Source organism: Curtobacterium sp. MCLR17_044 (assembly GCF_003234435.1).
GTDB classification, from domain to species: Bacteria; Actinomycetota; Actinomycetes; order Actinomycetales; family Microbacteriaceae; genus Curtobacterium; species Curtobacterium flaccumfaciens.
The window spans coordinates 41,880-63,985 of record NZ_QKTC01000012.1; the positions used below are offsets into that span (position 1 = coordinate 41,880).

The window sequence follows — 22,106 nt, forward strand, 5'->3', positions numbered from 1 at the left end:
GCTCTCGGGTCCGTGCGACGCCGGGCCTCCGCGTCGCGTGACGGGGAGGCCCGGCGTGGTTCAGACCTGCGACCGACCGCCCTGGACGGGGATCGAACCGGTGACCGGGGCGGTGGGCGAGCCCATCGTGTCCGCGGCCCGCACGGCCTGCGCCTCGAGGTCGTCGGCGGTGCCGGCGTCGTCCGCCTGTTCCTGCAGGGCCGAGCTCTTGCGGAGCGGCGGCGCCTTGAAGAAGAAGCTCAGGACGAACGCGAGCAGGATCACCGCGAAGCCGACCCAGTAGACGGTCACGGCCGAGGCGTTGAACCCGGACATGAACGGCCGGGTCAGGGCCGAGTCCGCACCGTTGAGGTACGACGTGTCGCTCGTCTCGGCATTCGAGTCGCTCGAGTCGTTCGCGCCCTTGTCGATCTGCTTCGACAGTTCCGGTGCGAGCTGGTCCACCCAGTAGGTGCGCTGCCCGGAGTCCGACCAGTCGACGACGAGCCGGCCGTCCTGCACGCTCGCGTGCGCCTTGTCGGCGGCGGCGGTGAGCGCCTGCTGCTGCACGGCATCGGGAGCCCCGGCAGTGGCCTGGGTCACCTGGTCGGTGGCGGTGTCGAGTCCGGACTGCACCTGCTGCTGGAGCGGGGTGACGATCGGGTTCCAGATCTGGTCCATGACGCCCTGGTTCGCCTTCGCGCTGGCGACCTCCGGGTCGAGCGCCGCGCTGAGGGCGGGCTTCAGGTTCGACTCGTCCGCCGTGGCGTGCAGGATGTTCGTCGGCATGAGCGAGAACAGGACGGACAGCAGGACGGCGGTACCGAGCGTGCCACCGATCTGGCGGAAGAACGTGGCGGACGACGTCGCCACACCCATGTCACGCGGCTGCACCGAGTTCTGCGATGCCAGGGTGATGCTCTGCATGAGCTGGCCGAGCCCGAGGCCGATCAGGAACATGCCGATCATCAGGAACCACAGCGGCTTGTCGATCGTCATGAACGTCAGGACGACGTAGCCGAGCGACACCAGCGCCGTGCCGATGACCGGGAAGATCCGGTACCGGCCGGTGCGGGCCACGATCTGCCCCGAAGCGATCGAGGCGATCATCAGGCCACCGATCATCGGCAGCGTCGCGAACCCGGACTCGGTCGGCGTCAGGCCGGTGACGATCTGCAGGTACAGCGGGATGGTGAGCATCGCGCCGAACATCGCGAAGCCGACCAGGAAGCCCAGGATGGTCGCCATCGAGAACGTGCTCGAGCGGAAGAGCTTGAGCGGGATGATCGCGTCGTCCTGCATGCGGGTCTCGATCGCCAGGAAGGCAACGAGGCCGAGCGCACCGATGACGTAGCAGGCGATCGCGCTGGCCGAACCCCAGCCCCACGCGCGGCCCTGCTCCGCGACGAGGAGCAGCGGGGCGAGCGTGACGATGACCGAGGTCGCACCCCACCAGTCGATGCGCGGCTTGGCCTTGGCCTCGCCGAACTTCGGCAGGTGCAGGAACGCGATCACCATGAGGAGCGCGGCGACGCCGATCGGCACGTTGATCAGGAAGACCCAGCGCCACCCGGTGATGCCGACGATCGAGCTCGCACCGGCGAACAGGCCGCCGATCAGCGGGCCGATCACGGACGAGATGCCGAAGACCGCCAGGAAGTACCCCTGGTACTTCGCACGCTCACGGGGCGCGAGGATGTCGCCCATGATCGCGAGCGGCAGCGACATCAGCGCACCGGCACCGATGCCCTGGAACGCGCGGAAGGCGGCGAGCATGGTCATCGACGTCGACAGGGTCGAGAGCAGCGACCCGAGGATGAAGACCGCGATGCCGAAGATGTAGAGCGGGCGACGGCCGAAGACATCGGAGAGCTTGCCGTAGATCGGCGTGGTGATGGTCGACGCGATCAGGTAGGCCGTCGTGACCCAGGCCTGCTGGTCGAGGCCGTGCAGGTCGTCACCGATCGTGCGGATCGCCGTGCCGACGATGGTCTGGTCGAGCGACGACAGGAACATGCCCGCCATCAGGCCGTAGATGACGAGCAGGATCTGGCGGTGCGACATGATCGGCTTGCCCGGCGTGCTCGCCGGGGAGTCCTGTCGTCCGCGCGACACCTCGACGGGTGCGGTGGCAGTGGACATGCGGAGTTCCTCACAGGGGATGTGGCGTGGTGGTCGTCGGCCTGGTCGGGACCCCGATCGGGTGTCAACCTTGCAGGCTCTGCAACTTTACACCGCCAGCACCTTTGCTGACAACGCAAAGTTGCCGAGCGTGCACGTTCGTGTACGGGTTCTCAGGTAACGTCGGCGCATGGGGCGAACCACCTGGACCGATGTACCGACGACGCTGCGGCAGCAGGTGGAGGGGGTGCTGGGCGGCCCGGTCGTGACCGCCGAGTCCCAGGCGAGCGGGTGGTCTCCCGGCAGCGCCGACCGGGTGACGACCGCGGCGGGACGACGGGCGTTCGTGAAGACCGTGTCACGCTCGCGCAACGAGGCAGCCCTCGAGCTGCACCGCCGCGAGGCCGAGGTCATGGCCCAGCTGCCGACCACCGTGCAGGCACCACGGCTGCTCGACACGCTGCACGCCACGGTCGACGGCGACGACTGGGTCGCGCTCGTGCTCGACGACGTCGCGGGCCAGCACCCGGGCCGGCACCTCGACGGATCGGACACGACGGCTGTGCTCGACGCACTCCACACGCTGCCGCCCGCGACCGGTGGGCTGGCGACGCTCCCCCGCATCGCCGAGGACCTGCGCGGTGAGTTCGGCGCCTGGGACCGGATGCTGGCCGACGACGCGGACGCCGTCCGTGTCGCCGAGGTCGTCCCGCCGCACGTCCTCGACGCCGGCCCCGCCATCGCCCGCGCAGCGTCCGGGGCAGCGGCACTCGTCGACGGCGAACACCTCGTGCACGCCGACTGCCGAGCGGACAACCTGCTCGTCGACGACGCCGGGCTCGTCTGGGTGGTCGACTGGCCCTGGGCGAGCGTGGGCGCGCACTGGCTCGATCCGCTGACCTACCTGCTCGACACGCACGTCCGCGGTGAGGACGCCGACGTCGAACACCACCTCGCCACGCACCCGGTCTTCGCCGGGGTGCCCGCCACCACGATCGACGCCGTGCTGGCCGGGCTCGCCGGACTGTTCTTCGAGCACGCCCTTCCCCCGGCTCCGCCGAACATGCCCACCATCCGCGACTTCCAACGGCGCGAGGGCGTGGCGGCGGCCGAGTGGCTGCTCCGCCGCTGGGCCGCCTGACAGCGCGTCCGCCCGAGCGGGGGACGCGTGGTGTCCAGGGAGCGCAGCGCACCGGAGCGTACGGTCCACCGCATGACTGATGAGCACCGCACCCCGCGTCCCGAAGACGACGCCGCGCGCCTCGGTCTCGTCGTCGTCGGAGAGGCAGCAGCCCTGCAGGCCGGCGACGAGGCGGCACTGGACGCGAGCGAGCAGAACATCCGCGACACGATCGACGAACTGGTCGACGAACCCCTTACCCCGCGGCAGGAGGAGGTCGTCGAGCGGCTCGCCGCGGCAGGCGGCACCCTGACCGCCGGACTCAGCGGTGCCCTCGCCGCCCAGAGCGGTCGCAGCGTCGACGACGTGCTCGAGGGTGCGGCCCGCAGTGTCGTGTGGCAGCAGCGGCTCGCGGACGAGCGTGAGGACGCCGGCACGCAGCAGCGCGACCCGCAGAACGAGAACGGGCACGACGAGGGCTGATCCCCCGTCGCGCCCGCTGCAGGCACCCGATCGGTTACTCAGTGGGCTCGACCTGTGGCACGGACTGCTCGCGCACGACGGCACGGGCAGCCGCCTGTCCCGTCGTGGTGCTCTTCACGATGTCGCTCAGGGTGAACCCGGCGGTGGCACCGAGCAGCGCATCGACCTCACTGAACTGGCTGACGACGCTCTTCGACAGTGCACCGGCACCGTCGGAGGACACCACGGTGAGCGTGTCGATGTTGCTCATCGGAGCAGCGAGTTCGCGGGCGATGCTCGGCAGTGTCTCGATGGCTTTGACCCGCAGGACGGCCTCGGAGTGCTGTGCGAGCGCGTCGGCCTGCGCCTTGGTCGCATCGGCCTCGGCCTGACCCTTCGCACGGATCGCGTCGGCGGCGGCTTCACCCTCGGCGCGTGAGGCGTCGGCGGCGAGCTTGCGGGCATCCGCCTCGGCCTTCGCCTCGGCCGCGACGGCCTCGGCGGAGATCCGGCGGGCCTCGGCCTGGGCGCGGGCGGTCTCGACCTGGGCCCCAGCAGCGGCTTCGGCCTCGACGCGGGTCTTGCGCGCCTGGGCCTCGGCGACGGCGGAGACCTCGGACTCGAGCTCGGCACGGCGCAGCTCGGCACGCTTCTGCGCGGTGATCTGCTCCTGCTCGACGACGCCCTGGGACGCACGCGCCTGGGCGAGCGGGCCGGCGGCAGCGGCTTCGGCGGACGCACGGTCGGCGTCGAGCTGCAGCGCGGCACGGCGGATGGCCAGGGTGTTCTCGGCCTCGGCGATCGCCTGGTCTGCGGTCGCGCGGGCCTCTCGCGCTTCGCGGTCGGCCTGGGCCTCGGCGTTCTCGGCCTCGAGTCGCACGCGTGCACGCTCGGCACGGCCGAGGTCGCTGATGTACTCGTTGCGGTCCGAGATGCCCTTGATCTCGAACGAGTCGACGTCGAGCCCCTGGCTGTGCAGGGCGTCCTGCGCGACGGTGAGGACCGCGACGGTGAGCTGGTCGCGGTTCCGGATGATCGTCGAGACGTCGGTCGCGCCGATCGAGGCACGGAGCGAGCCGGACAGGACCTCGCGCGCGAAGTCGTCGATCTTCTTCTCCTGGCCGAGGAACCGCTGTGCGGCCGCCCGGATGGACGCGTCGGCCTCGCCCACCTTGACGAGCGCCACGGCCTCGACGTCGATGGTGACGCCGCGGGAGTCCTGCGCGTTGACGTTGATGTCGATCGCACGCGAGCTGAGCGACAGCTTCGCGACCTTCTCGAAGAAGGGGCGGACGAGCACGCCGGCGCCGAGCACGACCTTGATGCCGGACTCGACGGTCTCGGTGCCGTCGGCGTTCTTGACCTTGCGGGAGCGCTTGCCGGTGATGATGAGCGCTTCGTCGGCACCGGCGTTGCGGTACACGACCTTGGCGTAGATCAGCGCGATCACGGCGAGGACGATGATCCCCACGATGATCAGCGGGACGGCTCCGAGCGCGAACAGGACTTCCATGACTCCCCCTCCGGACCAGGCGCCAGCCTGGATTCCGCATCTGTTGTTCCGTTGGGTCCCATCCTAGGAGCGCGAGGGGACAGCCGGAGCGCTCAGGGAAGGGTTGGGGACAACAGGCTGGAGGCGCGGTGCAGGATCACCTGCACCGCGCCTCCAGGCCGGGGTAGCGTCAGCGCCTACGCGCCCGCACGCCACCAGTCGTCGAAGGGCGTCGCCGGCACCTGGCGCTTGTGCTCCGTCGCGCGGTAGCGCGACTCGATCGCCTCGGCGACCTCGACCGGCACGTCGTGGCCCTGCAGGTAGGCGTCGATCTCGGCGTAGGTGAGTCCGAGGTTCGCCTCGTCGGTCTGTCCGGGCAGCTCGTCGAGCAGGTCGGCGGTGGGCGCCTTCTCGTACAGGCGGGCGGGTGCGCCGAGGTGCTCGAGCAGCTGCCGCCCCTGGCTCTTCGACAGCCCGGTGAGCGGGGTGAGGTCGACGCCGCCGTCGCCGTACTTGGTGAAGAAGCCCGTGACGGCCTCGGCCGCGTGGTCCGTGCCGACCACCAGCAGGCCGCGCTGCCCGGCGATCGCGTACTGGGCGACCATGCGCATGCGCGCCTTGACGTTGCCCTTGACGAAGTCGCTCAGCTCGACGCCCGAGGCCGCGGTGTCCTGCATGACCCCGTCGACCCCGTGCTCGATGTTCACGGTGACGCCCGGGTCGGCCGCGATGAACTGCAGGGCGAGCTGGGCGTCGTCCTCGTCGGCCTGCACGCGGTAGGGCATGCGCACGGTCGTGAACTCGGCGGGGTGCCCCTCGGCGCGGAGCGACTCGACCGCGAGCTGGGTCAGACGGCCGGCCAGGGTGGAGTCCTGCCCGCCGCTGATGGCGAGGAGGTACCCCTTCGCCCCGGTCGTCAGCAGGTAGTCGCGCAGGAACCCGACACGACGGGCGACCTCCTGCTCCGGGTCGATGGTCGGCTGGACGTTGAGGTCCGCTGCGATGGCGGCTTGGAGTTCACGCACCACCCCAGTATCACGCCGATCCGGCTCCGTGGACCGGCGGGTTCCCGAAGACGTCGATCGGATCGACCGGGAGGTCCCGGGGCGGCGGTGACCCGATCACCACCGCCCCGGGGATCCGCGACGACCCGAACGCGTCGCGGACCCGGTGAGGCGGACGCCGGTACCCGCCGGCGCCCGTCCTGGTCAGGCGCGACGAACCCGTCGCGCCGGGATCGCGGTGGGTGGTCCGTGGTGTGGCACGGTGCCTCCTCCCCCGACGGGGTCTCCGCCGCTGATCCGACCCCGGTGGTGAGCCAGGGGATGTGGGGCCCGTCGAACGGGCTGAGGGCGGCTGGTGAGGCCGCTTGCTGTGGAAGGTACCAGGATGCGAGCAGCACTCGACGCCCCCGTTGTGGGGTCACGACTCGGACTGCCTTCGTTGACAGTTCGATGGCTAACAGTTAGAGTCCTGATCATGCAGGCACCGGACTTCACGACACCGCTCCAGCTCATGCGGTGGATCGGATGGGCGCAGCGCAAGGGCGCCGAGGAGTGGGTCCGTGAGCGCGACCTCACCCACGAGCAGTCCTTCGTGCTCGGGTACCTGCAGGAACACCCCGGCGCCATCCAGCGGGACGTCGCCGAGGCCACCCGGACCAGCGCGGCCAGCGTCTCGAGTCTCCTGCAGGGGCTCGAGCGGCGTGGCCTGATCGAACGACGACCGGACGCCACGAACGGGCGGACGAAGACGGTGCACGCCACCCAGGCGGGCATCGACCTCATCGCCGGGTTCACCGACGCGATGGTCGCCCTCGACGACTCCCTGCTCGCACCCCTCGACGAGGACGAACGCGAAACCCTGCGGCGATTGCTGCAGAAGGTGACCGCGGAACTCGCGCCGCCGACCCGCTAGCCGAACCACCGCACCACCGGCGCCACGCGCACCAGCGCACCACCCGCGCCACCGCACCGACCCGCTCACGCACCACGCGCCTCCCGGCCGGATCCGCCGGCGCGCCTTCGCGACCCCGCGATCCCGCGCCTTCCCGACCCGCGACCCTGCGATCCCGCGACCCCACCGGTCGCGCGCTCCCCCCTGCCGTGCCGGCGTCCGTCGGCGCGCCCACCGTCATGCCCGGAAGGGAACCGTCATGTCCTCCACCACCACCACCGCTGCGGCGACGAACCGCTGGTACCTCTCGGCTGCCCCGATCGCCCGAGCCCTGGTGCACCTGTGTGTGCCGATGGCCGCCGCGATGGTCGTCAGCGCCCTGTACAACGTCATCAACGCGGGCTTCATCGGCGCCCAGCACGACACGTCCCTGCTCGCCGCGATCACCTTCGGCTCGCCGCTGCTCGGCCTCGTGATGGCCGTGGGCGGGGTGTTCGGCGTCGGCGGCAGCGCGTTGATGTCCCGGTTGCTCGGCGCCTCGGAACACGACCCCGACAAGGCGCGGGACATCAAGCACGTCGCCTCGTTCGCCCTGTGGGGAGCCGTCGTGACCGGCGCCGTGCTCGGCATCGTCGGACTCCTGCTGCTCCGCCCGCTCGTCGCCGTCCTCGGTGCCGACGCGGCAGCGGTCCCCGCCACGAGCGAGTACGTCGCCGTGATGCTCGCGTTCGTCCCCGTCCTCGCCGCGTCCTTCGCGCTCGAGCAGATCGTCCGCTCGGAGGGCGCCGCGCGGCAGGCGATGATCGGCCTGGTCCTGTCCACGGTCGGCAACCTGGTGTTCGACGTCCTGTTCATCCTGGGGCTGCACTGGGGCGTCGGCGGCGCCGCACTCGCGGTGGGCCTGGCCAACGTGGTCTCGATCGCCTACTGGGTGACCTGGCTGCAGCGGAACAGCGAGAACGTCAGCTTCGCGCCGAAGTGGTTCACCCTGCGTGCGGACATCCTGAAGCCCGTGTTCGGCATCGGCGTCGGCGAGCTGCTGCAGTCCGCGTTCCTCATCGTCACCACACTCGTCCTCAACAACCTCGCCGCCGCCTACGGTGACGACCCGCTGGCAGCGATGGGCGTCGCGGTCCGCATCGCCCAGGTGCCGGAGTTCCTGGTGATGGGCGTGACCATCGGCGTGCTGCCGCTGCTCGCCTACGCGTTCGGAGCGGGTGACGCCGATCGACTCCGCTCCGGCCTGCGCGCTGCGGCCCTGACCGTCGGCGCCATCGTGCTCGTCTTCTCCGGCACCGTGTTCGTGTTCCGCGAGCAGGTCTTCACGATCTTCTCCGGTGACCACTCGGTACTCGCGATCGGCATGACGATCCTGACGGCACAGCTCGTCGCCGCCGTCGTCAACGGGTTCACGGGGCTGCTCACCTCGCTGTTCCAGGCGACCGGGATGGTCATGCCCGCGATGGTGCTGTCGATGGCGCAGGGCGTGCTGTTCATCCCGATCGTGATCGCCGGCAACGTGTGGTTCGGGCTCGCCGGGATCATCTGGGCACTCACCGTCACCGAGGGCATCGTGTTCGTCGCCGCGGTCGTCCTCTGGCTGGCGACGCGGGGCCGCATCGCCCGAGGCCTGGCCGAGGGCAGCGCGGCACGCGCCGACGCCGCGCTGGAGGCCGCCCCGGTGGCGTGAGGCGCGTCGCCCCCGGCGTCACGCACCGGGTGCGGACGGGAGGCCCAGTGCCGGTCCGGCACCGGGCCTCCCGTCCGTCGCGTGGTCGCGTTCCGTGCGCCACGTGCGCTGCGTGCGTGCGCTTCGTGCGTGCGCTGCGTGCGTGCGTGTGTGCGCTTCGTGAGCAGGAATGGTCGGGTGCGCGCGTGCGACCCGACCATTCCTGCTCACGAAGTGGGCTGGCGCTGCGCGCGACGCGCGCGCTACGCGCTACGCGCTGCGGCCGCGCCGCAGCAGCAGCACGACGACCGCGCCGGCCACCAGGACGGCCCCGACGCCGAGGCCGATCCACACGCCCGGCGCGATGCCCGGCGACGAGGACGGAGCACCGTCCGAGGCTCCGGTGGCCGTCGCGGTGGCACTCGACGTCGGAGCGGTGCTCGCCGTCGGGGTCGGGGTGACGCTCGCGCTCGGGGTCGACACGGGCGCTGCGGCCCGGTACTCGAACGCGAGCGTGCCCTCGATCGGGTGGCCGTCCGGCGACACGTACCGCCAGAGCACCGTGTAGCGGCCCTGGTCGAGATCGACCGCGCGGCGCATGGTCGTCCCGGAGACCCTCACGTCACCCGTGGCGACGTCGGCACCGGAGGCATCCGTCACCTGGATCCGGAGTCCGGCGTCGAGGCCGGCGAGCGGCGCTTCCGAGAAGGTCAGGTCGACGGATTCGAGCGGTTCGGTGACGACCGCCCCGTCCGCCGGGGTACTGCTGGTGAGGGCCGAGTGGGCCGACGCGGGTTGGACACCGACGAGCGTCAGCAGTCCCGCCGCGACGATCGCCAGTGCCGCCGCCGTGGTTCGAGCTGTGCGCATGCGCAGACTCTACCGACGGCCGAGCGGCAACCCGCTGGGGGTCAGAGCTGCTCGCCGAGGAAGTCCGCGTACGTGGGCTCGTAGCGCGCTTCGCTGACGCTGACGAGCTGGTGGCCGGTTCCTTCGAGGCGTTCGGCGACGAGGGCGGCGAGGTCTTCGGGCGAGCGGAGGCCGTGGCGGTGCCAGGCGTTCTGGATGGTGGCGGTCATGGCGACCAGCCCTTCGTCGAGATGATGCGCATCTCGGATCCGTCCGGGTCGACCCGCTGTGCCAGACCTCACAGATCGTGAGGAGCATCGTGACGACGAGTCCCTGATGACTGACCCGGTACCGCAACGATACGGTCGCGCCCGATCGCCGTCGAGGCGGATGCGCTTCGCGGCTGACCGACGCGGCGGACCGGCGAGGCGAGTGCGCTGTAGCGTCGGCCCATGGAGATCCTCTTCGTCCACGGCGCGCTCGTCCGCGACGGCGACTGGTGGTGGCAACCCACCGCCGACCTGTTGTTCGACCGCACCGGTGTCCGCAGTCGATCGGTGGCACTGCCGTCCTGCGGCGAGGGCCCGTCCGGGCGCCCCGAAGGTGGTCTCGTCGAGGACGCGGCAGCACTCCGGGCCGCACTCGACCGCAGCGACGGCGCGATCGTCGTCGGGCACTCGTACGGCGGCACGGTCATCGCCGAGGCCGGCCAGCACGATGCCGTCGAGCACCTGGTGTACGCGTCGTCCTACCTGCCCGCCGTCGGATCGGCCCAGGCCGGGATCATGTCGGACGAGCCCGATCCGGTGGCGATCGGTGATGCCGGGGACGGAGCCCTGGCAGTGGTCGGGTACGACGCATCGTCGTTCGGCGCGCGGTTCCTGCAGGACGCCGACCCGGAGGTGCAGCGAGCTGCGTGGGACCGCGTCACCGCCCAGTCCGCCGCCGCGTTCGTCACGCCGACCACCGCGGCGGGCTGGCAGGGCGTCGACTCCACCTACCTGGTCTGCACCGAGGACCGGAGCACCACCGTCGGCCTCCAGCGAGCGCACGCGGCATGGGCGACGCGGAGCGTCGACGTCCCCACCGGGCACCATCCCTTCATCACCCGGCCCGACCTGGTCGTCGAGCAGCTCGAACTGCTGCTCGGGAGCGCCGCGGCCTGAGACGTCGCGACGACGGACGGGAGGCCCGGTGCCAGCTGGCACCGGGCCTCCCGTCATCAGGGCGTCGCGCCCAGGGCGCGGGTCCGCTCGATCAGTCGGTGCCGGAGTCGAAGGCCGCGCCCTCGGACGCGAGGTCCGTGCGACGACCCATCGCGTCCTCGGCGTCGGAGGCGACGATCGCACCGCCGAGGATCTCCTCGGCCTCGCCCGCCTCGAGCTCGCCGACGAGCTCGGCCGTCGCGCCACCGATGAGGCCCGCGGCCGCGTACTGCTCGAGCCGCGAACGGGAGTCCGCGATGTCGAGGTTGCGCATGGTGAGCTGGCCGATGCGGTCGTCCGGGCCGAAGGCGGCGTCGCCGACGCGCTCCATCGACAGCTTGTCCGGGTGGTACGACAGCGCGGGGCCCGTGGTGTCGAGGATCGTGTAGTCGTCACCACGACGCAGGCGCAGCGTGACCTCGCCGGTGACGGCGGAGGCGACCCAGCGCTGCAGCGACTCGCGGAGCATGAGGGACTGCGGGTCGAGCCAGCGGCCCTCGTACATCAGGCGACCGAGACGGCGACCCTCGTTGTGGTACGAGGCGACCGTGTCCTCGTTGTGGATCGCGTTGAGCAGGCGCTCGTAGGCGATGTGCAGCAGCGCCATGCCCGGAGCCTCGTAGATGCCACGGCTCTTGGCTTCGATGATGCGGTTCTCGATCTGGTCGGACGCACCCAGGCCGTGGCGGCCACCGATGGCGTTCGCCTCGTAGACCAGGGCGACCGCGTCGGTGTACTCGACGCCGTTGATCGCGACGGGGCGACCGGCTTCGAACCGGACGCTGACGATCTCGGTCGCGACCTCGACGTCGTCACGCCAGGCGGCGACACCCATGATCGGCTCGACGATGTCCAGGCCGCTCGACAGCTCTTCGAGGCTCTTCGCCTCGTGCGTCGCACCCCAGATGTTCGCGTCGGTCGAGTACGCCTTCTCAGTGGAGTCGCGGTACGGGAACCCGCGGGCGACGAGCCACTCGCTCATCTCCTTGCGGCCGCCGAGCTCCTCGACGAACTCGGAGTCGAGCCACGGCTTGTAGACGCGCAGGCGCGGGTTGGCCATCAGGCCGTAGCGGTAGAACCGCTCGATGTCGTTGCCCTTGTAGGTGGAGCCGTCGCCCCAGATGTCGACGCCGTCTTCCTTCATCGCGCGGACGAGCATCGTGCCCGTCACCGCGCGGCCGAGCGGCGTCGTGTTGAAGTACGTCTTGCCGCCGGAGCGGATGTGGAACGCACCGGTCTGCAGGGCGACCAGGCCTTCTTCGACCAGGGCGCTCTTCGCGTCGACCAGTCGGGCGATCTCGGCGCCGTACTCGTGGGCGCGGCTCGGGACGGCGTCGATGTCCGGCTCGTCGTACTGGCCGATGTCGGCCGTGTACGTGCAGGGGATCGCTCCCTTCTCGCGCATCCAGGCAACGGCGCAGGAGGTGTCGAGACCCCCTGAGAACGCGATGCCGACTCGTTCGCCGACGGGGAGACTGCTCAGGACCTTGGACACGGGGTCAATCGTACGGGGCCAGCGGGCTCGACTACCGTCCGGGGCGACGGTTGTGGAGAACTGACCTGCCACAACCCGGAACCGACTTAGGGCGACCGGACAATACAGGGCATGAACCAGATCACGGGGGACCGGTCCGACTGGGCCCTGGGCGTCGCCGGGGACGGCCGTGCGGTCGGTCGGCTCTTCGACCGGCACGCGGCGCGACTGCGTCGTCACGTCCGAGCACTCGTCCCGACGCCGGACGACGCCGACGACGTGGTCGCCGTGGTGTTCCTCGAGGCCTGGAGGAAGCGGGACCACGTCCGTTTCGTCGACGACTCGATGCTGCCGTGGCTCCTCGTCACGGCGACCAACACGGCGCACAACCTGACGCGGTCGTCTCGGCGCCACCGCTCGTTCCTCGGGAGGTTCCCGGTCGACGATCCGGCGCCCGACCCAGCGGACTCCTTCACCGACGCAGAGGCCGTGACCGCGCTCCGTGGTCTCCCGATCGCAGACCAGCGGGTCCTGTCCCTCTGCGTGCTCGAGGGGCTGAGCGAGCGTGAGGCCGCGACCGTCCTCGGCGTCCCGCCCGGCACCGTCAAGTCCCGGCTCCACCGTGCGAAGGCGCGGCTCCACAAGCAGTACTCGGCGACAGCGGAACCCCTCGGAGGCACACTGTGAACCACGACCAGATCTCCCCTCGTCTCGCAGCGATGCGCGACGCACTCGTCGCAAAGGTCGACGCCACCAGCGCCACCGGAGCGCCGCTCCGTCGACGTCGCCGACCGACCCGCGGCACGGTCCTCACGATCGCGGCGGCGTTCCTGGCGGGATCGGCCGTCACGGGCGGGATCACCGCGGCTGCCCTCCCGTCGAACGACCCGGACGCCGCGCTGGAGAGCACCCTTGCGACCTCGACGCGCTACATGGTCGAGGAAGCGAACCACGCCACGATCCTCGGGACTCCGGCCTTCGCGGCCACGCAGGGCGATGGTTCGTTCTCGCTCGGCACCCGCCCCGCGGACGCCGACCGGGTGACGCTCACGTGGAAGTGCCTCGACCCGGGGACCTTCACCGTGGCCATCGACGGGACGACCATCGACGGGCCCACCCGCTGCACCCCGGGCACGACCGGCGGGGTGAGCGGTGAGCATTGGAGCCTGTCCCCAGCGCCCGGTTCCGGACACTCGGCGGCGACCATCAGCGTGTCGGGCGGCGGCTCCGCTCGCTACGCCGTCTGGGCCTCGTGGGTCGAGTCCGCGCCGATCGCGGAACCCTCTGCCCAGCAGCGAGCCGAGATCCGGGACAACCGGATCACCCTCGACGAGTACCGCGCCGCCTTCAACCGGCTCGAGGCCTGTCTGACCCAGGCGGGACACCCGATGGACGACGTGCCGCTCTCGTGGTTCGCGAACGGGTCCTGGACGAGCCGACCGGTGGGCACGGCCCCCTGGTACCTGTACTCCACGCCTGTCGAGGGCCTCGAGGTGTTCGACACCCAGTGCTACCCGCGGGAGTTCGGCCAGGTCGACGCGCTCTGGCAGGCGGAACACCCGATGCCGGAGGACCCGCCGGCCCAGCCCGCTGGCTGATGCACCATGGTGCAGAGACTCATGCGACCGAGGAAGGGAACGAGATGACTGCCGAAGCCCTCGACGTCCGGGCGGAACTCCGCGCGCTGATCGAGCACCGTTCCGTCGCGCCCGACGCGATCGCGCAGATGACCGGGATCTCGGAGACCACGCTCTCCGCGTACCTGGACGGCCCAGGGATCGAGCACCAGGGTCTGACCGCCCTCGGGACCGGGCTGACTCCCGACGAATCGCAGCGGCTCGCCGTCCTCGCAGCGATGCTGGCCGCAGCTCCGAGCGTGCCCGACGACGACCGCGTCCGCGGCATCCTCGAGGGTCTCACGCAGGTCTCCGGGCTGACGGTTGCGAACATCGCGTCGCTCACCGGGATCGCGGAGTCCGACCTCGACGCGTTCTCGATCGATCCGACCGGGGTGAGCGCTGCGGTGAAGTACGCGATCGCGACCCGGACCTCGTTCCTCGTGAACGCCGTCAACCTCGCGACACCGAGGCACTGAGCGGCACCACCGCGCGGCAGGGACCCGAACCACTTCAACCTGCTGGTGTGCCCCTGGAGGGACTCGAACCCCCAACCGTTTCCTTAGGACGGAACTGCTCTTCCATTGAGCTACAGAGGCTGGCCCGTCCACTCTAGCGGCGGAAGGGCCCCAGGAACGCGTGCAGTTCGTCGACGAACAGGTCGGGCTGCTCGAACGGCGCGAAGTGCCCGCCGCGGTCGAGTTCGTGGTGGAACACGAGGTTCGTGGTGCGCTCGAGCCACTCCCGCGGCGCCCGCACGATGTCGCCGGGGAAGATCGAGAACCCGGACGGCACCTCGACCCGTCGTTCCAGCTGCTCCGCCGGGATCGCCGCGTTCGCGTGGTACATCCGCATCGCTGAGCCGATCGTGGCGGTGGCCCAGTACTCGGTGAGCAGCGCCAGGACCTCATCGCGCGTGTAGACCGACCACAGGTCCCCGGCGCAGTCGCTCCACGCCCGGAGCTTCTCGACGATCCAGGCAGCGAGACCCGCGGGTGAGTCGTTCAGCCCCACGGCGGCGGTCTGCGGCTTCGTCCGGTGCAGCATGGCGTAGGCGCCCTCGGCGGTGCGCCACCGATCGGTCGCGGCAACGAACTCCTGCTCGGCCCCGGACAGCGTCGACGGGTCGAGCCCCGGCCAGGCGAGCCCGCCGTCGATGCGGTGCACGGCGACGACCCGGTCGGGGTGGTCGAGCGCCAGGTAGCGGGCGACGTGTGTGCCGATGTCGCCACCGGACACCGCGAACCGCTCGTACCCCAGGTCCGTCATCAGCGTCGCCCACATGCCGGCCACCTGCCGGGCGTCGAGCACCTGCGGCGGCGCATCCGAGAAGCCGTACCCGGGCATGTCCGGCACGACGACGTCGTACCCGGCGGCGACGAGCATCGGCAGCACCTTGCGGTACCGCCAGCCGGAGTCCGGCCAGCCGTGCGCGAGCAGGACCGGCAGGGCGTCGGGCTGCGGAGCACGGGCGTGCAGGACGTGGATGCCGATGCCGTCGACGATGACACGGCGCGAGGGCAGCGCGGCGAGCTCGGCGCGGTGCGCGTCGAAGTCGAACCCGTCGGCCCAGTACTCGACGAGCGGGCGCAGGACGTCGAGGTCCACGCCGAGCGACCAGCCGACCCCGGCGGGTGCGTCCGGCCAGCGCGTGGCGCGCAGCCGCGCGCGCAGGTCGTCGATGGTCGCGTCGTCGATGTGCGGTGTCTCGCCCATGCGGCCGACGCTACTCAGCGCCACCGACGCAGATCGGCGAGCGCGGACCGGAGCCGCTCCCCCTGGCGGACCGACTGCATGTCCGCACAGGCCGTGACGAGCCTCCCGGCGGCGTTCACCTGGCGGACACCCGCGCATCCTCTGCCCGCAACGGGGTGCGTCGACGCTGGTCGGACCGCGCCGGTCCCGGCGTGACGGCACGTACCCAGGAGTCCCATGATCTCGCTCGTCTGCCTCGACATGGCAGGAACCACCGTCGACGACGGTGGCGTCGTCCTCGACGCCTTCCGCACCGCGCTCACCGACGTCGGCCTCGAGCGCGGGAGCACGGAGCACGACCGCGCCGTGCAGTACGCGGTCGACACCATGGGCCAGTCGAAGATCGCCGTCTTCACGGCACTGTTCGACGGTGACGGTGTCCGCGCCGAGGCCGCGAACACCGCCTTCGAGCGCGCCTACGCACGAACCCTCGACCGCGGCGTGCGGCCGGTGGACGGCGCCGTCGAGACGCTCGTCGCCCTCCGCGCAGCGGGGCGACGGATCGCGCTGACCACCGGTTTCTCGCCGGCGACGCGCGACGCGGTGCTCGACCTGCTCGGCTGGCGGCCGCTGGTCGACCTCGCGCTCTCGCCCGCCGACGCCGGGCGCGGGCGCCCGTACCCGGACATGGTGCTCACCGCCGTGCTCCGGACCGGCACGGACGACGTCCGTGACGTGGCAGTCGTCGGGGACACCGTCGCCGACCTGCTCACGGGACACCGCGCCGGCGCCTCCGTCGTGGCGGGCGTGCGGACCGGCACGCATCAGGACGCCGACTTCGCGACCGTCCAGCACACCCACGTCCTCGACTCTGTCGCCGAGCTGCCGTCGGTGCTCGCCGGGGTCGACGCAGCCGCCAAGGTGTGACGACCACGTGACGACCTCACCGGTGCCGGAGGCCGCCGGGGTCGCACCGTTCGCCGCGTGGCCGGGGCTCCGCGACTGACGGTCTCCCTCAGCCGAGGACCGCCGGCGCGATGCCGAGGCCGGTCGTCATGCCGATGCCCGTGGTGACCGTCACGACGTCGACCCCGGGGACCGGTCGGTCGATGAGGAACTCCCGCCCCGGGGCCGAGGCGTAGACGCCCTGCCACCGGTCGACGACGGAGACCGGCGCACCGAACAGCCGCTCGGTCTCGGTGACGAGCAGCCGGAAGCCGTCCTCGTCCTGGAACGGCGGCGCGTCGACCCCGCGCTCGTGGGTGTCCCCGACGATGACGCTGCCGTCCGGCGGTGACGTGTACATCTGGTTGAGGTCCCAGCGGATCCCCTCGGGCAGGTCGGCGGCGAGCCGGTCCCGCAGGGCAGCCGCTCCGGGCATCGCGGCGAACCCCGAGTAGCGCAGCAGCGACCACCCCGTCAGCAGTGGTGTGGCGAGCGGGAAGGCGAGCGGGATCGTCGCACGCAGCATGTGGAGCCGGCAGCGGACCAGACCGATCGACTCGGCGAGCGCCGGGAAGAGCTGGTCGAGGTCGTGGTTGGTGCAGACGACGATCCGGGTGCCCTCCACGACGCCGCGACCGGTGCGGACGGCGCCGGTGGTGACCTCGAGCGCGGGGGTGCGCCAGTGGAAGGTGACCCCCTGCCCGGCGAGCCAGCGCGCGATCGCGGGTGCCGCCTCCCGGGGGTCGACCTGCAGGTCGTGCGCGAGGTGCGCGCCGCCGAGGGCCGAGCCGGGGGCGACCGGCACCGCCGCTGCGATCTCGGCCGCGTCGGCCAGCCGCAGGTCCGCGCCGGAGTCGCGGTACTCCTCGAGCACCGCCAGCTCCTCGGGACGACGGGCGACGACGTGGGCACCGCGTTCGCGGGCCGTGAACCCGGCGAGCTGCGCGAGTGCGAGCCAGCGGCGGCGTGCTTCCTGGGCGTACCCGGCCGCCTCGCCGGTCTGCGGGGTGACGCAGGCGTGACCGAAGTTCCGGACGCTCGCCCCCACGACCGCGCCTGCACGATCGACCACCGCGACCCGGGCGCCCTGCAGGAGCGCCTCGTAGGCCATGCCGAGCCCGACGATGCCCGCACCGACCACGACGACGTCGTACCGTTCCGTCAGCGGCTGGTGGTCCGTCTCGGTGTCGAGTGCGGTGCGTGCGGAGCGGGACATGAAGACCTTTCGGGCGGCGCGGAGTGCCGGTCCGGTGCGGATGCCGCAACTGTCGCAGGTCAGCGGTGGGGCGGGGTTCCGTCCCGGTGCACGCCGCGTGGACGGTGGGTGAACTCGGCGGGCACCTGTCCGGACAGGCGAGGACGCCCGCGGCGGTGCCGGGAGCCGCGGTGCGACCGCCGGACTGGAGGCCCGTGGCGGCGTCGCCACGGGCCTCCAGTCCGTCTCCTGGTGCGGACCGTCGGCCGCTACGCGGCCACGAGGTACTCGTCCCACTCCGCCTGCGGACGCTCGATGCCACGCACGACCCACGAGGACCCGTGCGGCACCTTCGGCGGGAACCGGAGGCGCCACCCCATCTCCTGCGGGGTGCGGTCGCCCTTGGTGTTGTTGCAGGCCAGGCAGCAGGCGACGAGGTTCTCCCACGAGTCCTGCCCACCGCGCGACCGCGGCTGCACGTGGTCGATGGTGGTGGCGTGCCGGCCGCAGTAGGCACAGTGATTACCGTCCCGACGCAGCACACCGCGACGGGATACCGGCACGAGTCTGGAGTGCGGGATGCGCACGTAGCGGGTGAGGATGATGACGGACGGACGGTCGTAGCTCGACGTCGACCCGGTGACCGGGTGTTCGACGTCGGCGGCGACGATGGCGGCCTTCTGGTTCATGACCAGCACGAGGGCTCGTCGGAACGAGATCACCGCGAGGGGCTCGTAACCGGCGTTGAGGACGAGAGTGCGCATGGGTTCCCTTCCGACGTGCCTGGACGGCTTCCAGGCGCTGCGGGTGCGTCGGACCGACGACGCGAACGGGTGAGGACGACCTGTTCACACCCCTGGAACCACGAAGAGCACCACCCGGATGGGCAGTGCTCTCGTCATGCAGGGGCGTGCTCGTGCACGCAGGCTGTGCTCGACCATATGTCGACGCGCGCGCGCCGACCCATGGTGCGGGTCGTGCGGAACATCGACATGAGGGTCTCCTGTTCGCGCCGGTGCGGACCGGTGCAGCGTCAGGTTAACCCAGAAACCGGCCCGGCACGAGGGTGTGCGGGCCGGTTCTGGAGAAGTTCACACTCCCCCGGGGGCAGTGTTCGCTAGATGCCGAAGCGGACGATGTGGTAGTCGCTGGTCCAGATCGGACGGATCTGCACGGTGCCGCCGGGCTTCGGGGCGTCCATGATCATGCCGTTCCCCATGTAGAAGCCGTCGTGCGCCTCGTTGTTGAAGATGACGACGTCGCCGGGCTGCGCCTCGGACTCGGGGATCGTGGTGCCGGCCTGGTCCTGCAGCGGCACCGAGTGCGCGAGGTTGATGCCGTACTGGGCGTACACGAACATGATGAAGCCCGAGCAGTCGAAGCCCGACGGGTCCGCGCCACCGAAGACGTACGGGGTGCCGATGTACTGCTTGCCCGTGGCGACCACGGCCGGCAGCGAGAACGGGGTGTCTGCGGCGGACGAGCTGGCCGCGTACTCGGCGGCGGTGGGCCCGGTGTACGAGGAGTACTGCTTCGCGGTCGCGGCACGGGCGGTCTGGGTCTGCTCGGCCTGCGCGGCGGCTTCCTTGGCTGCGGCGGCCTGGTCGGCGGCGGCCTGCTTCGCGGCCTTCTCGGCGTCGAGCGTCGCGGTGGACGTCGCGCCGAAGCCGTCACGGCTCGTGTCGGCGAGCGCCACGGCGTCGGAGACCGACAGTTCCTGGCTCTGCGTGGCCCGGACCTGACGCTGGGCGTCGGCGGCGGCGGTCGAGTTGCTCGAGGTCGTCGCCGCGAAGGCCGGGGCGACCGCGACCGTGCCGAACATGCCGGCGGCCACGGTGAGGACGACCGGCGCGAGGAACTTGCGCTTGCGCGACGAGGAGCTGGCCTTCGCGGTGCTCGCGGCTGCCGCGGCCTGCGCGGCACGACGACCACCGGGCAGCGGGGCGGAGCGCACCGGCACGACCTTGCGGACCGGGCGGCCCTCGGTCTCGCGCACGGCCCGCCGGGTGAGCGGGGCGGTGGTGGCGTTCTCGGTGTTCGTCGGGTTCGCGGGCGTCTGGTCGTCCGCGGCGGTACCGGTCTGCGTCAAGAGGTGTGTCTCCAACGTCTCGTCATCACGCCGCCGTGGGTGTCCGGCGGTGTGCAACCCCATCCGTTCGTCATCGTTTCCGATCGAGGCAGGAGACGGGTTCGAGACGTCCTGCCACGGGTCTCCGGCTCAGGGGCAGCGCGGCGACTCGGACGAGTGTACGGAAGCGTCGTTACCGAGTCGAGACCAAACGCCCCGCAGGTAACGAAACGGTAAAGACTCTCAGGAACGACCAGGAACGGTCAGCCGCGTTCGATGTAGACGTGCTGGGCGACCTCGATCGGCAGCTCGATGCCCGAGTCCTCACCCTCGACGCGGACCGCGACGTAGGCGCCAGCACGCTGCACGCTCGCCACGCGCCCAGGCATGACGCCGGCGGTGCGGAGCTGGTGCAGGAGTTCCGGTTCGAACTGCACGGGCTCGCCCAGGCGTCGGACGACCCCGGTCGTGACGGCGTCGGTGCCCTCGGTCGCGGCGACGATGTTCTGGACGCCGTCGAGGAACCCGGCGGCCGCGGGGCCACCGATCTCGGCGAGCCCGGGAATGGGGTTGCCGTAGGGGGATTCCGTCGGGTTGCCGAGCATCTCGAGCAGGCGGACCTCGACCTGCTCGCTCATGACGTGCTCCCACCGGCAGGCCTCGTCGTGCACGAAGGCCCAGTCGAGTCCGATGACGTCGGCCAGCAGGCGTTCGGCCAGACGGTGCTTGCGCATCACGTGCGTGGCGCGGGAACGGCCCTCGTCGGTGAGCTCCAGGTGCCGGTCGCCGGAGACGACGACCAGGCCGTCGCGCTCCATGCGGGCGATGGTCTGCGAGACCGTCGGGCCCGAGTGTCCGAGGCGCTCGGAGATGCGCGCGCGCAGCGGCACGATCGCCTCTTCCTCGAGGTCGAGGATGGTGCGAAGGTACATCTCCGTGGTGTCGACGAGATCGGTCACGGTCCGCCTCTCATGTCTGGGCCCAGCGCCGACCACACTACTTGTTCGCACCGACGAACACCGACCGGCGCCCGGGTGCACGTGAGAAAGGGTCATCCGACGCGGTGGACGGGTGGGTCGAACCCTCCCCGTCCGGCCGGTACACGGGCTCGGGCAGGCGGATCGTCGTCGGTAGGATCGGTGCATGGCAGACATCGTCATCCCGGCCGAACTCCTCCCCACCGACGGTCGCTTCGGCTGCGGTCCGTCGAAGATCCGCGGCGCCCAGCTCGAGTCCCTCGTGACGCGCGGCGCCACGATCCTCGGCACCTCGCACCGTCAGAAGCCCGTGAAGGACCTGGTCGGCAGCGTCCGCTCCGGCCTCGCCGACCTGTTCCAGATCCCCGAGGGCTACGAGGTCGTCCTCGGCAACGGCGGCTCGACCGCGTTCTGGGACGCCGCCGCGTTCGGCCTCATCGAGCGCCGTGCCGAGAACCTGTCCTTCGGCGAGTTCGGGTCGAAGTTCGCCAAGGCCGCAGCCGCCCCGTGGCTCGAGGCGCCGCACGTCGTCGAGGCGCCGGGTGGCTCCCTCGCCGCACTCGAGCCGGTGGAGGGCGTGGACGTCTACGCCTACCCGCACAACGAGACCTCGACGGGCGTCATGGCTCCGGTCGTCCGCGCGACCGGTGACGCCGGCGCCCTCACCGTCGTCGACGCGACCAGCGCCGCCGGTGGCGCCCTGTTCGACGTCAGCGCCACCGACGTCTACTACTTCGCCCCGCAGAAGAACTTCGCCTCGGACGGCGGGCTCTGGCTCGCGCTGCTCTCCCCCGCCGCGATCGAGCGGATCGAGCGGATCGCCGCCTCCGACCGGTACATCCCGGAATTCCTGTCGCTCAAGAACGCCGTCGACAACTCGCGCCTGAACCAGACGCTGAACACGCCGGCGATCTCCACGCTGCTGCTCCTCGACGAGCAGGTGCGGTGGATGAACGAGTCCGGCGGCCTGGCGTGGGCTGACCTCCGCACGAAGACCTCGTCGTCGACGATCTACGACTGGGCCGAGGCCAGTGACTCCGCGACCCCGTTCGTCTCCGACCCCGCCGCTCGGTCGCAGGTCGTCGCCACGATCGACCTCGACGACTCGATCGACGCCAAGGCCGTGGCCGCGACCCTTCGTGCGAACGGCATCGTCGACACCGAGCCGTACCGGAAGCTCGGCCGCAACCAGCTGCGCGTCGCGACGTTCACCGCGATCGACCCGGACGACGTCGCGAAGCTCGTGCGCGCGATCGACTTCACGATCGACGCCCTGCGCTGACGTCGGGGACACCCGCCGGAACGAGGACGGGCCCGGCACCACCGGATCGGTGGTGCCGGGC

At 71.2% G+C, this 22,106-nt stretch carries 21 protein-coding genes and 1 tRNA gene; 10 read left to right on the forward strand and 12 right to left on the reverse strand.

Annotated elements, in window-relative coordinates:
• Positions 1 to 60: 60 nt before the first annotated feature.
• Positions 61 to 2,121 carry an MDR family MFS transporter gene (locus tag DEJ04_RS10100; RefSeq protein WP_111046990.1) on the reverse strand — a complete coding sequence of 687 codons (2,061 nt, stop codon included), beginning with the start codon at positions 2,119 to 2,121 and terminating at the stop codon, positions 61 to 63.
• A 169-nt stretch (positions 2,122 to 2,290) separates the two neighbouring features.
• Between DEJ04_RS10100 and DEJ04_RS10105 the strand changes: the two genes are divergently transcribed.
• Together DEJ04_RS10105 and DEJ04_RS10110 are read left to right on the forward strand one after the other, a co-directional pair.
• Positions 2,291 to 3,241 (forward strand): phosphotransferase family protein, encoded by a 951-nt coding sequence (locus tag DEJ04_RS10105; RefSeq protein ID WP_111046991.1) that lies wholly within the window; start codon positions 2,291 to 2,293, stop codon positions 3,239 to 3,241.
• A 72-nt stretch (positions 3,242 to 3,313) separates the two neighbouring features.
• The gene (locus DEJ04_RS10110) at positions 3,314 to 3,703 is read left to right on the forward strand and encodes a hypothetical protein (RefSeq protein WP_111046992.1); all 390 of its coding nucleotides are present in this window, start codon (positions 3,314 to 3,316) and stop codon (positions 3,701 to 3,703) included.
• Positions 3,704 to 3,737: 34 nt separating this feature from the next.
• Here the strand turns inward: DEJ04_RS10110 and DEJ04_RS10115 are convergent, their stop codons facing one another.
• On the reverse strand, positions 3,738 to 5,195 hold the full coding sequence (locus DEJ04_RS10115) for an SPFH domain-containing protein (RefSeq protein WP_111032363.1): 1,458 nt from the start codon (positions 5,193 to 5,195) through the stop codon (positions 3,738 to 3,740).
• 176 nt (positions 5,196 to 5,371) lie between these two features.
• The gene (nadE, locus tag DEJ04_RS10120) at positions 5,372 to 6,199 is read right to left on the reverse strand and encodes an ammonia-dependent NAD(+) synthetase (RefSeq protein WP_110863289.1); all 828 of its coding nucleotides are present in this window, start codon (positions 6,197 to 6,199) and stop codon (positions 5,372 to 5,374) included.
• A gap of 454 nt (positions 6,200 to 6,653) precedes the next feature.
• Between nadE and DEJ04_RS10125 the strand changes: the two genes are divergently transcribed.
• Both DEJ04_RS10125 and DEJ04_RS10130 read left to right on the forward strand, forming a co-directional pair.
• A complete protein-coding gene (locus tag DEJ04_RS10125; protein ID WP_111030686.1) occupies positions 6,654 to 7,091 on the forward strand; it encodes a MarR family winged helix-turn-helix transcriptional regulator in 438 nt (145 codons plus the stop codon).
• A gap of 238 nt (positions 7,092 to 7,329) precedes the next feature.
• On the forward strand, positions 7,330 to 8,760 hold the full coding sequence (locus tag DEJ04_RS10130) for an MATE family efflux transporter (protein ID WP_111046993.1): 1,431 nt from the start codon (positions 7,330 to 7,332) through the stop codon (positions 8,758 to 8,760).
• 249 nt (positions 8,761 to 9,009) lie between these two features.
• Here DEJ04_RS10130 and DEJ04_RS10135 read toward each other — a convergent pair whose 3' ends face one another.
• Together DEJ04_RS10135 and DEJ04_RS18415 are read right to left on the reverse strand one after the other, a co-directional pair.
• Positions 9,010 to 9,609 (reverse strand): copper resistance CopC family protein, encoded by a 600-nt coding sequence (locus DEJ04_RS10135; protein WP_111046994.1) that lies wholly within the window; start codon positions 9,607 to 9,609, stop codon positions 9,010 to 9,012.
• Between the two features lie 41 nt (positions 9,610 to 9,650).
• Positions 9,651 to 9,818 carry a hypothetical protein gene (locus DEJ04_RS18415; protein ID WP_155896891.1) on the reverse strand — a complete coding sequence of 56 codons (168 nt, stop codon included), beginning with the start codon at positions 9,816 to 9,818 and terminating at the stop codon, positions 9,651 to 9,653.
• A gap of 222 nt (positions 9,819 to 10,040) precedes the next feature.
• Between DEJ04_RS18415 and DEJ04_RS10140 the strand changes: the two genes are divergently transcribed.
• Complete coding sequence (locus DEJ04_RS10140; RefSeq protein ID WP_111046995.1) at positions 10,041 to 10,754, forward strand: alpha/beta hydrolase; 714 nt, start codon at positions 10,041 to 10,043, stop codon at positions 10,752 to 10,754.
• Positions 10,755 to 10,845: 91 nt separating this feature from the next.
• Here DEJ04_RS10140 and argG read toward each other — a convergent pair whose 3' ends face one another.
• On the reverse strand, positions 10,846 to 12,288 hold the full coding sequence (gene argG / locus DEJ04_RS10145; RefSeq protein ID WP_042540079.1) for an argininosuccinate synthase: 1,443 nt from the start codon (positions 12,286 to 12,288) through the stop codon (positions 10,846 to 10,848).
• Between the two features lie 111 nt (positions 12,289 to 12,399).
• Between argG and DEJ04_RS10150 the strand changes: the two genes are divergently transcribed.
• The 3 genes from DEJ04_RS10150 to DEJ04_RS10160 are packed head-to-tail and all read left to right on the forward strand — an operon-like array spanning position 12,400 to position 14,362.
• Positions 12,400 to 12,954, forward strand: coding sequence for an RNA polymerase sigma factor (locus DEJ04_RS10150; protein WP_111032360.1), 555 nt, complete (start codon positions 12,400 to 12,402; stop codon positions 12,952 to 12,954).
• Complete coding sequence (locus DEJ04_RS10155) at positions 12,951 to 13,865, forward strand: hypothetical protein (protein WP_146248690.1); 915 nt, start codon at positions 12,951 to 12,953, stop codon at positions 13,863 to 13,865. The genes DEJ04_RS10150 and DEJ04_RS10155 overlap by 4 nt, the downstream gene beginning before the upstream one ends.
• 44 nt (positions 13,866 to 13,909) lie before the next feature.
• Complete coding sequence (locus tag DEJ04_RS10160) at positions 13,910 to 14,362, forward strand: HTH domain-containing protein (RefSeq protein WP_111046997.1); 453 nt, start codon at positions 13,910 to 13,912, stop codon at positions 14,360 to 14,362.
• 48 nt (positions 14,363 to 14,410) lie between these two features.
• Here DEJ04_RS10160 and DEJ04_RS10165 read toward each other — a convergent pair.
• Both DEJ04_RS10165 and DEJ04_RS10170 read right to left on the reverse strand, forming a co-directional pair.
• Positions 14,411 to 14,482: transfer RNA gene (locus tag DEJ04_RS10165), tRNA-Arg, on the reverse strand.
• A 13-nt stretch (positions 14,483 to 14,495) separates the two neighbouring features.
• A complete protein-coding gene (locus DEJ04_RS10170; RefSeq protein WP_111046998.1) occupies positions 14,496 to 15,599 on the reverse strand; it encodes an epoxide hydrolase family protein in 1,104 nt (367 codons plus the stop codon).
• Positions 15,600 to 15,815: 216 nt separating this feature from the next.
• On the opposite strand from DEJ04_RS10170, the gene DEJ04_RS10175 reads away from it, so the two are divergent.
• Positions 15,816 to 16,505, forward strand: coding sequence for an HAD family hydrolase (locus DEJ04_RS10175; protein WP_111046999.1), 690 nt, complete (start codon positions 15,816 to 15,818; stop codon positions 16,503 to 16,505).
• Between the two features lie 88 nt (positions 16,506 to 16,593).
• Here the strand turns inward: DEJ04_RS10175 and DEJ04_RS10180 are convergent, their stop codons facing one another.
• The 4 genes from DEJ04_RS10180 to DEJ04_RS10195 all read right to left on the reverse strand — a co-directional run bounded on the left by DEJ04_RS10180 (position 16,594) and on the right by DEJ04_RS10195 (position 20,745).
• The gene (locus DEJ04_RS10180; protein ID WP_111047000.1) at positions 16,594 to 17,739 is read right to left on the reverse strand and encodes a TIGR03364 family FAD-dependent oxidoreductase; all 1,146 of its coding nucleotides are present in this window, start codon (positions 17,737 to 17,739) and stop codon (positions 16,594 to 16,596) included.
• Positions 17,740 to 17,987: 248 nt separating this feature from the next.
• Positions 17,988 to 18,482, reverse strand: a complete 495-nt coding sequence (locus DEJ04_RS10185) for an HNH endonuclease (RefSeq protein WP_027466591.1) — start codon at positions 18,480 to 18,482, stop codon at positions 17,988 to 17,990.
• A 353-nt stretch (positions 18,483 to 18,835) separates the two neighbouring features.
• Positions 18,836 to 19,807, reverse strand: a complete 972-nt coding sequence (locus tag DEJ04_RS18810; RefSeq protein WP_111047001.1) for a C40 family peptidase — start codon at positions 19,805 to 19,807, stop codon at positions 18,836 to 18,838.
• A gap of 242 nt (positions 19,808 to 20,049) precedes the next feature.
• On the reverse strand, positions 20,050 to 20,745 hold the full coding sequence (locus DEJ04_RS10195) for a metal-dependent transcriptional regulator (protein WP_071404062.1): 696 nt from the start codon (positions 20,743 to 20,745) through the stop codon (positions 20,050 to 20,052).
• Between the two features lie 184 nt (positions 20,746 to 20,929).
• Here DEJ04_RS10195 and serC point away from each other — a divergent pair, with 184 nt between their 5' ends.
• Positions 20,930 to 22,045: a phosphoserine transaminase gene (gene serC, locus DEJ04_RS10200; protein WP_071404063.1), complete on the forward strand. Its 1,116-nt coding sequence runs from the start codon at positions 20,930 to 20,932 to the stop codon at positions 22,043 to 22,045.
• Positions 22,046 to 22,106 lie beyond the last annotated feature (61 nt).

Excerpts from the sequence above, each read along its gene's own strand:
- serC (WP_071404063.1), top strand. The coding sequence starts at position 20,930 with ATGGCAGACATCGTCATCCCGGCCGAACTCCTCCCCACCGACGGTCGC.
- DEJ04_RS10105 (WP_111046991.1), top strand. The coding sequence starts at position 2,291 with ATGGGGCGAACCACCTGGACCGATGTACCGACGACGCTGCGGCAGCAG.
- DEJ04_RS10150 (WP_111032360.1), top strand. The coding sequence starts at position 12,400 with ATGAACCAGATCACGGGGGACCGGTCCGACTGGGCCCTGGGCGTCGCC.
- DEJ04_RS10115 (WP_111032363.1), bottom strand. The coding sequence starts at position 5,195 with ATGGAAGTCCTGTTCGCGCTCGGAGCCGTCCCGCTGATCATCGTGGGG.
- DEJ04_RS10135 (WP_111046994.1), bottom strand. The coding sequence starts at position 9,609 with ATGCGCACAGCTCGAACCACGGCGGCGGCACTGGCGATCGTCGCGGCG.
- DEJ04_RS10130 (WP_111046993.1), top strand. The coding sequence starts at position 7,330 with ATGTCCTCCACCACCACCACCGCTGCGGCGACGAACCGCTGGTACCTC.
- DEJ04_RS10175 (WP_111046999.1), top strand. The coding sequence starts at position 15,816 with ATGATCTCGCTCGTCTGCCTCGACATGGCAGGAACCACCGTCGACGAC.
- DEJ04_RS10125 (WP_111030686.1), top strand. The coding sequence starts at position 6,654 with ATGCAGGCACCGGACTTCACGACACCGCTCCAGCTCATGCGGTGGATC.
- DEJ04_RS10180 (WP_111047000.1), bottom strand. The coding sequence starts at position 17,739 with ATGTCCCGCTCCGCACGCACCGCACTCGACACCGAGACGGACCACCAG.
- DEJ04_RS10185 (WP_027466591.1), bottom strand. The coding sequence starts at position 18,482 with ATGCGCACTCTCGTCCTCAACGCCGGTTACGAGCCCCTCGCGGTGATC.
- DEJ04_RS10100 (WP_111046990.1), bottom strand. The coding sequence starts at position 2,121 with ATGTCCACTGCCACCGCACCCGTCGAGGTGTCGCGCGGACGACAGGAC.
- DEJ04_RS10110 (WP_111046992.1), top strand. The coding sequence starts at position 3,314 with ATGACTGATGAGCACCGCACCCCGCGTCCCGAAGACGACGCCGCGCGC.
- DEJ04_RS10160 (WP_111046997.1), top strand. The coding sequence starts at position 13,910 with ATGACTGCCGAAGCCCTCGACGTCCGGGCGGAACTCCGCGCGCTGATC.
- DEJ04_RS10140 (WP_111046995.1), top strand. The coding sequence starts at position 10,041 with ATGGAGATCCTCTTCGTCCACGGCGCGCTCGTCCGCGACGGCGACTGG.
- DEJ04_RS10170 (WP_111046998.1), bottom strand. The coding sequence starts at position 15,599 with ATGGGCGAGACACCGCACATCGACGACGCGACCATCGACGACCTGCGC.
- DEJ04_RS18415 (WP_155896891.1), bottom strand. The coding sequence starts at position 9,818 with ATGACCGCCACCATCCAGAACGCCTGGCACCGCCACGGCCTCCGCTCG.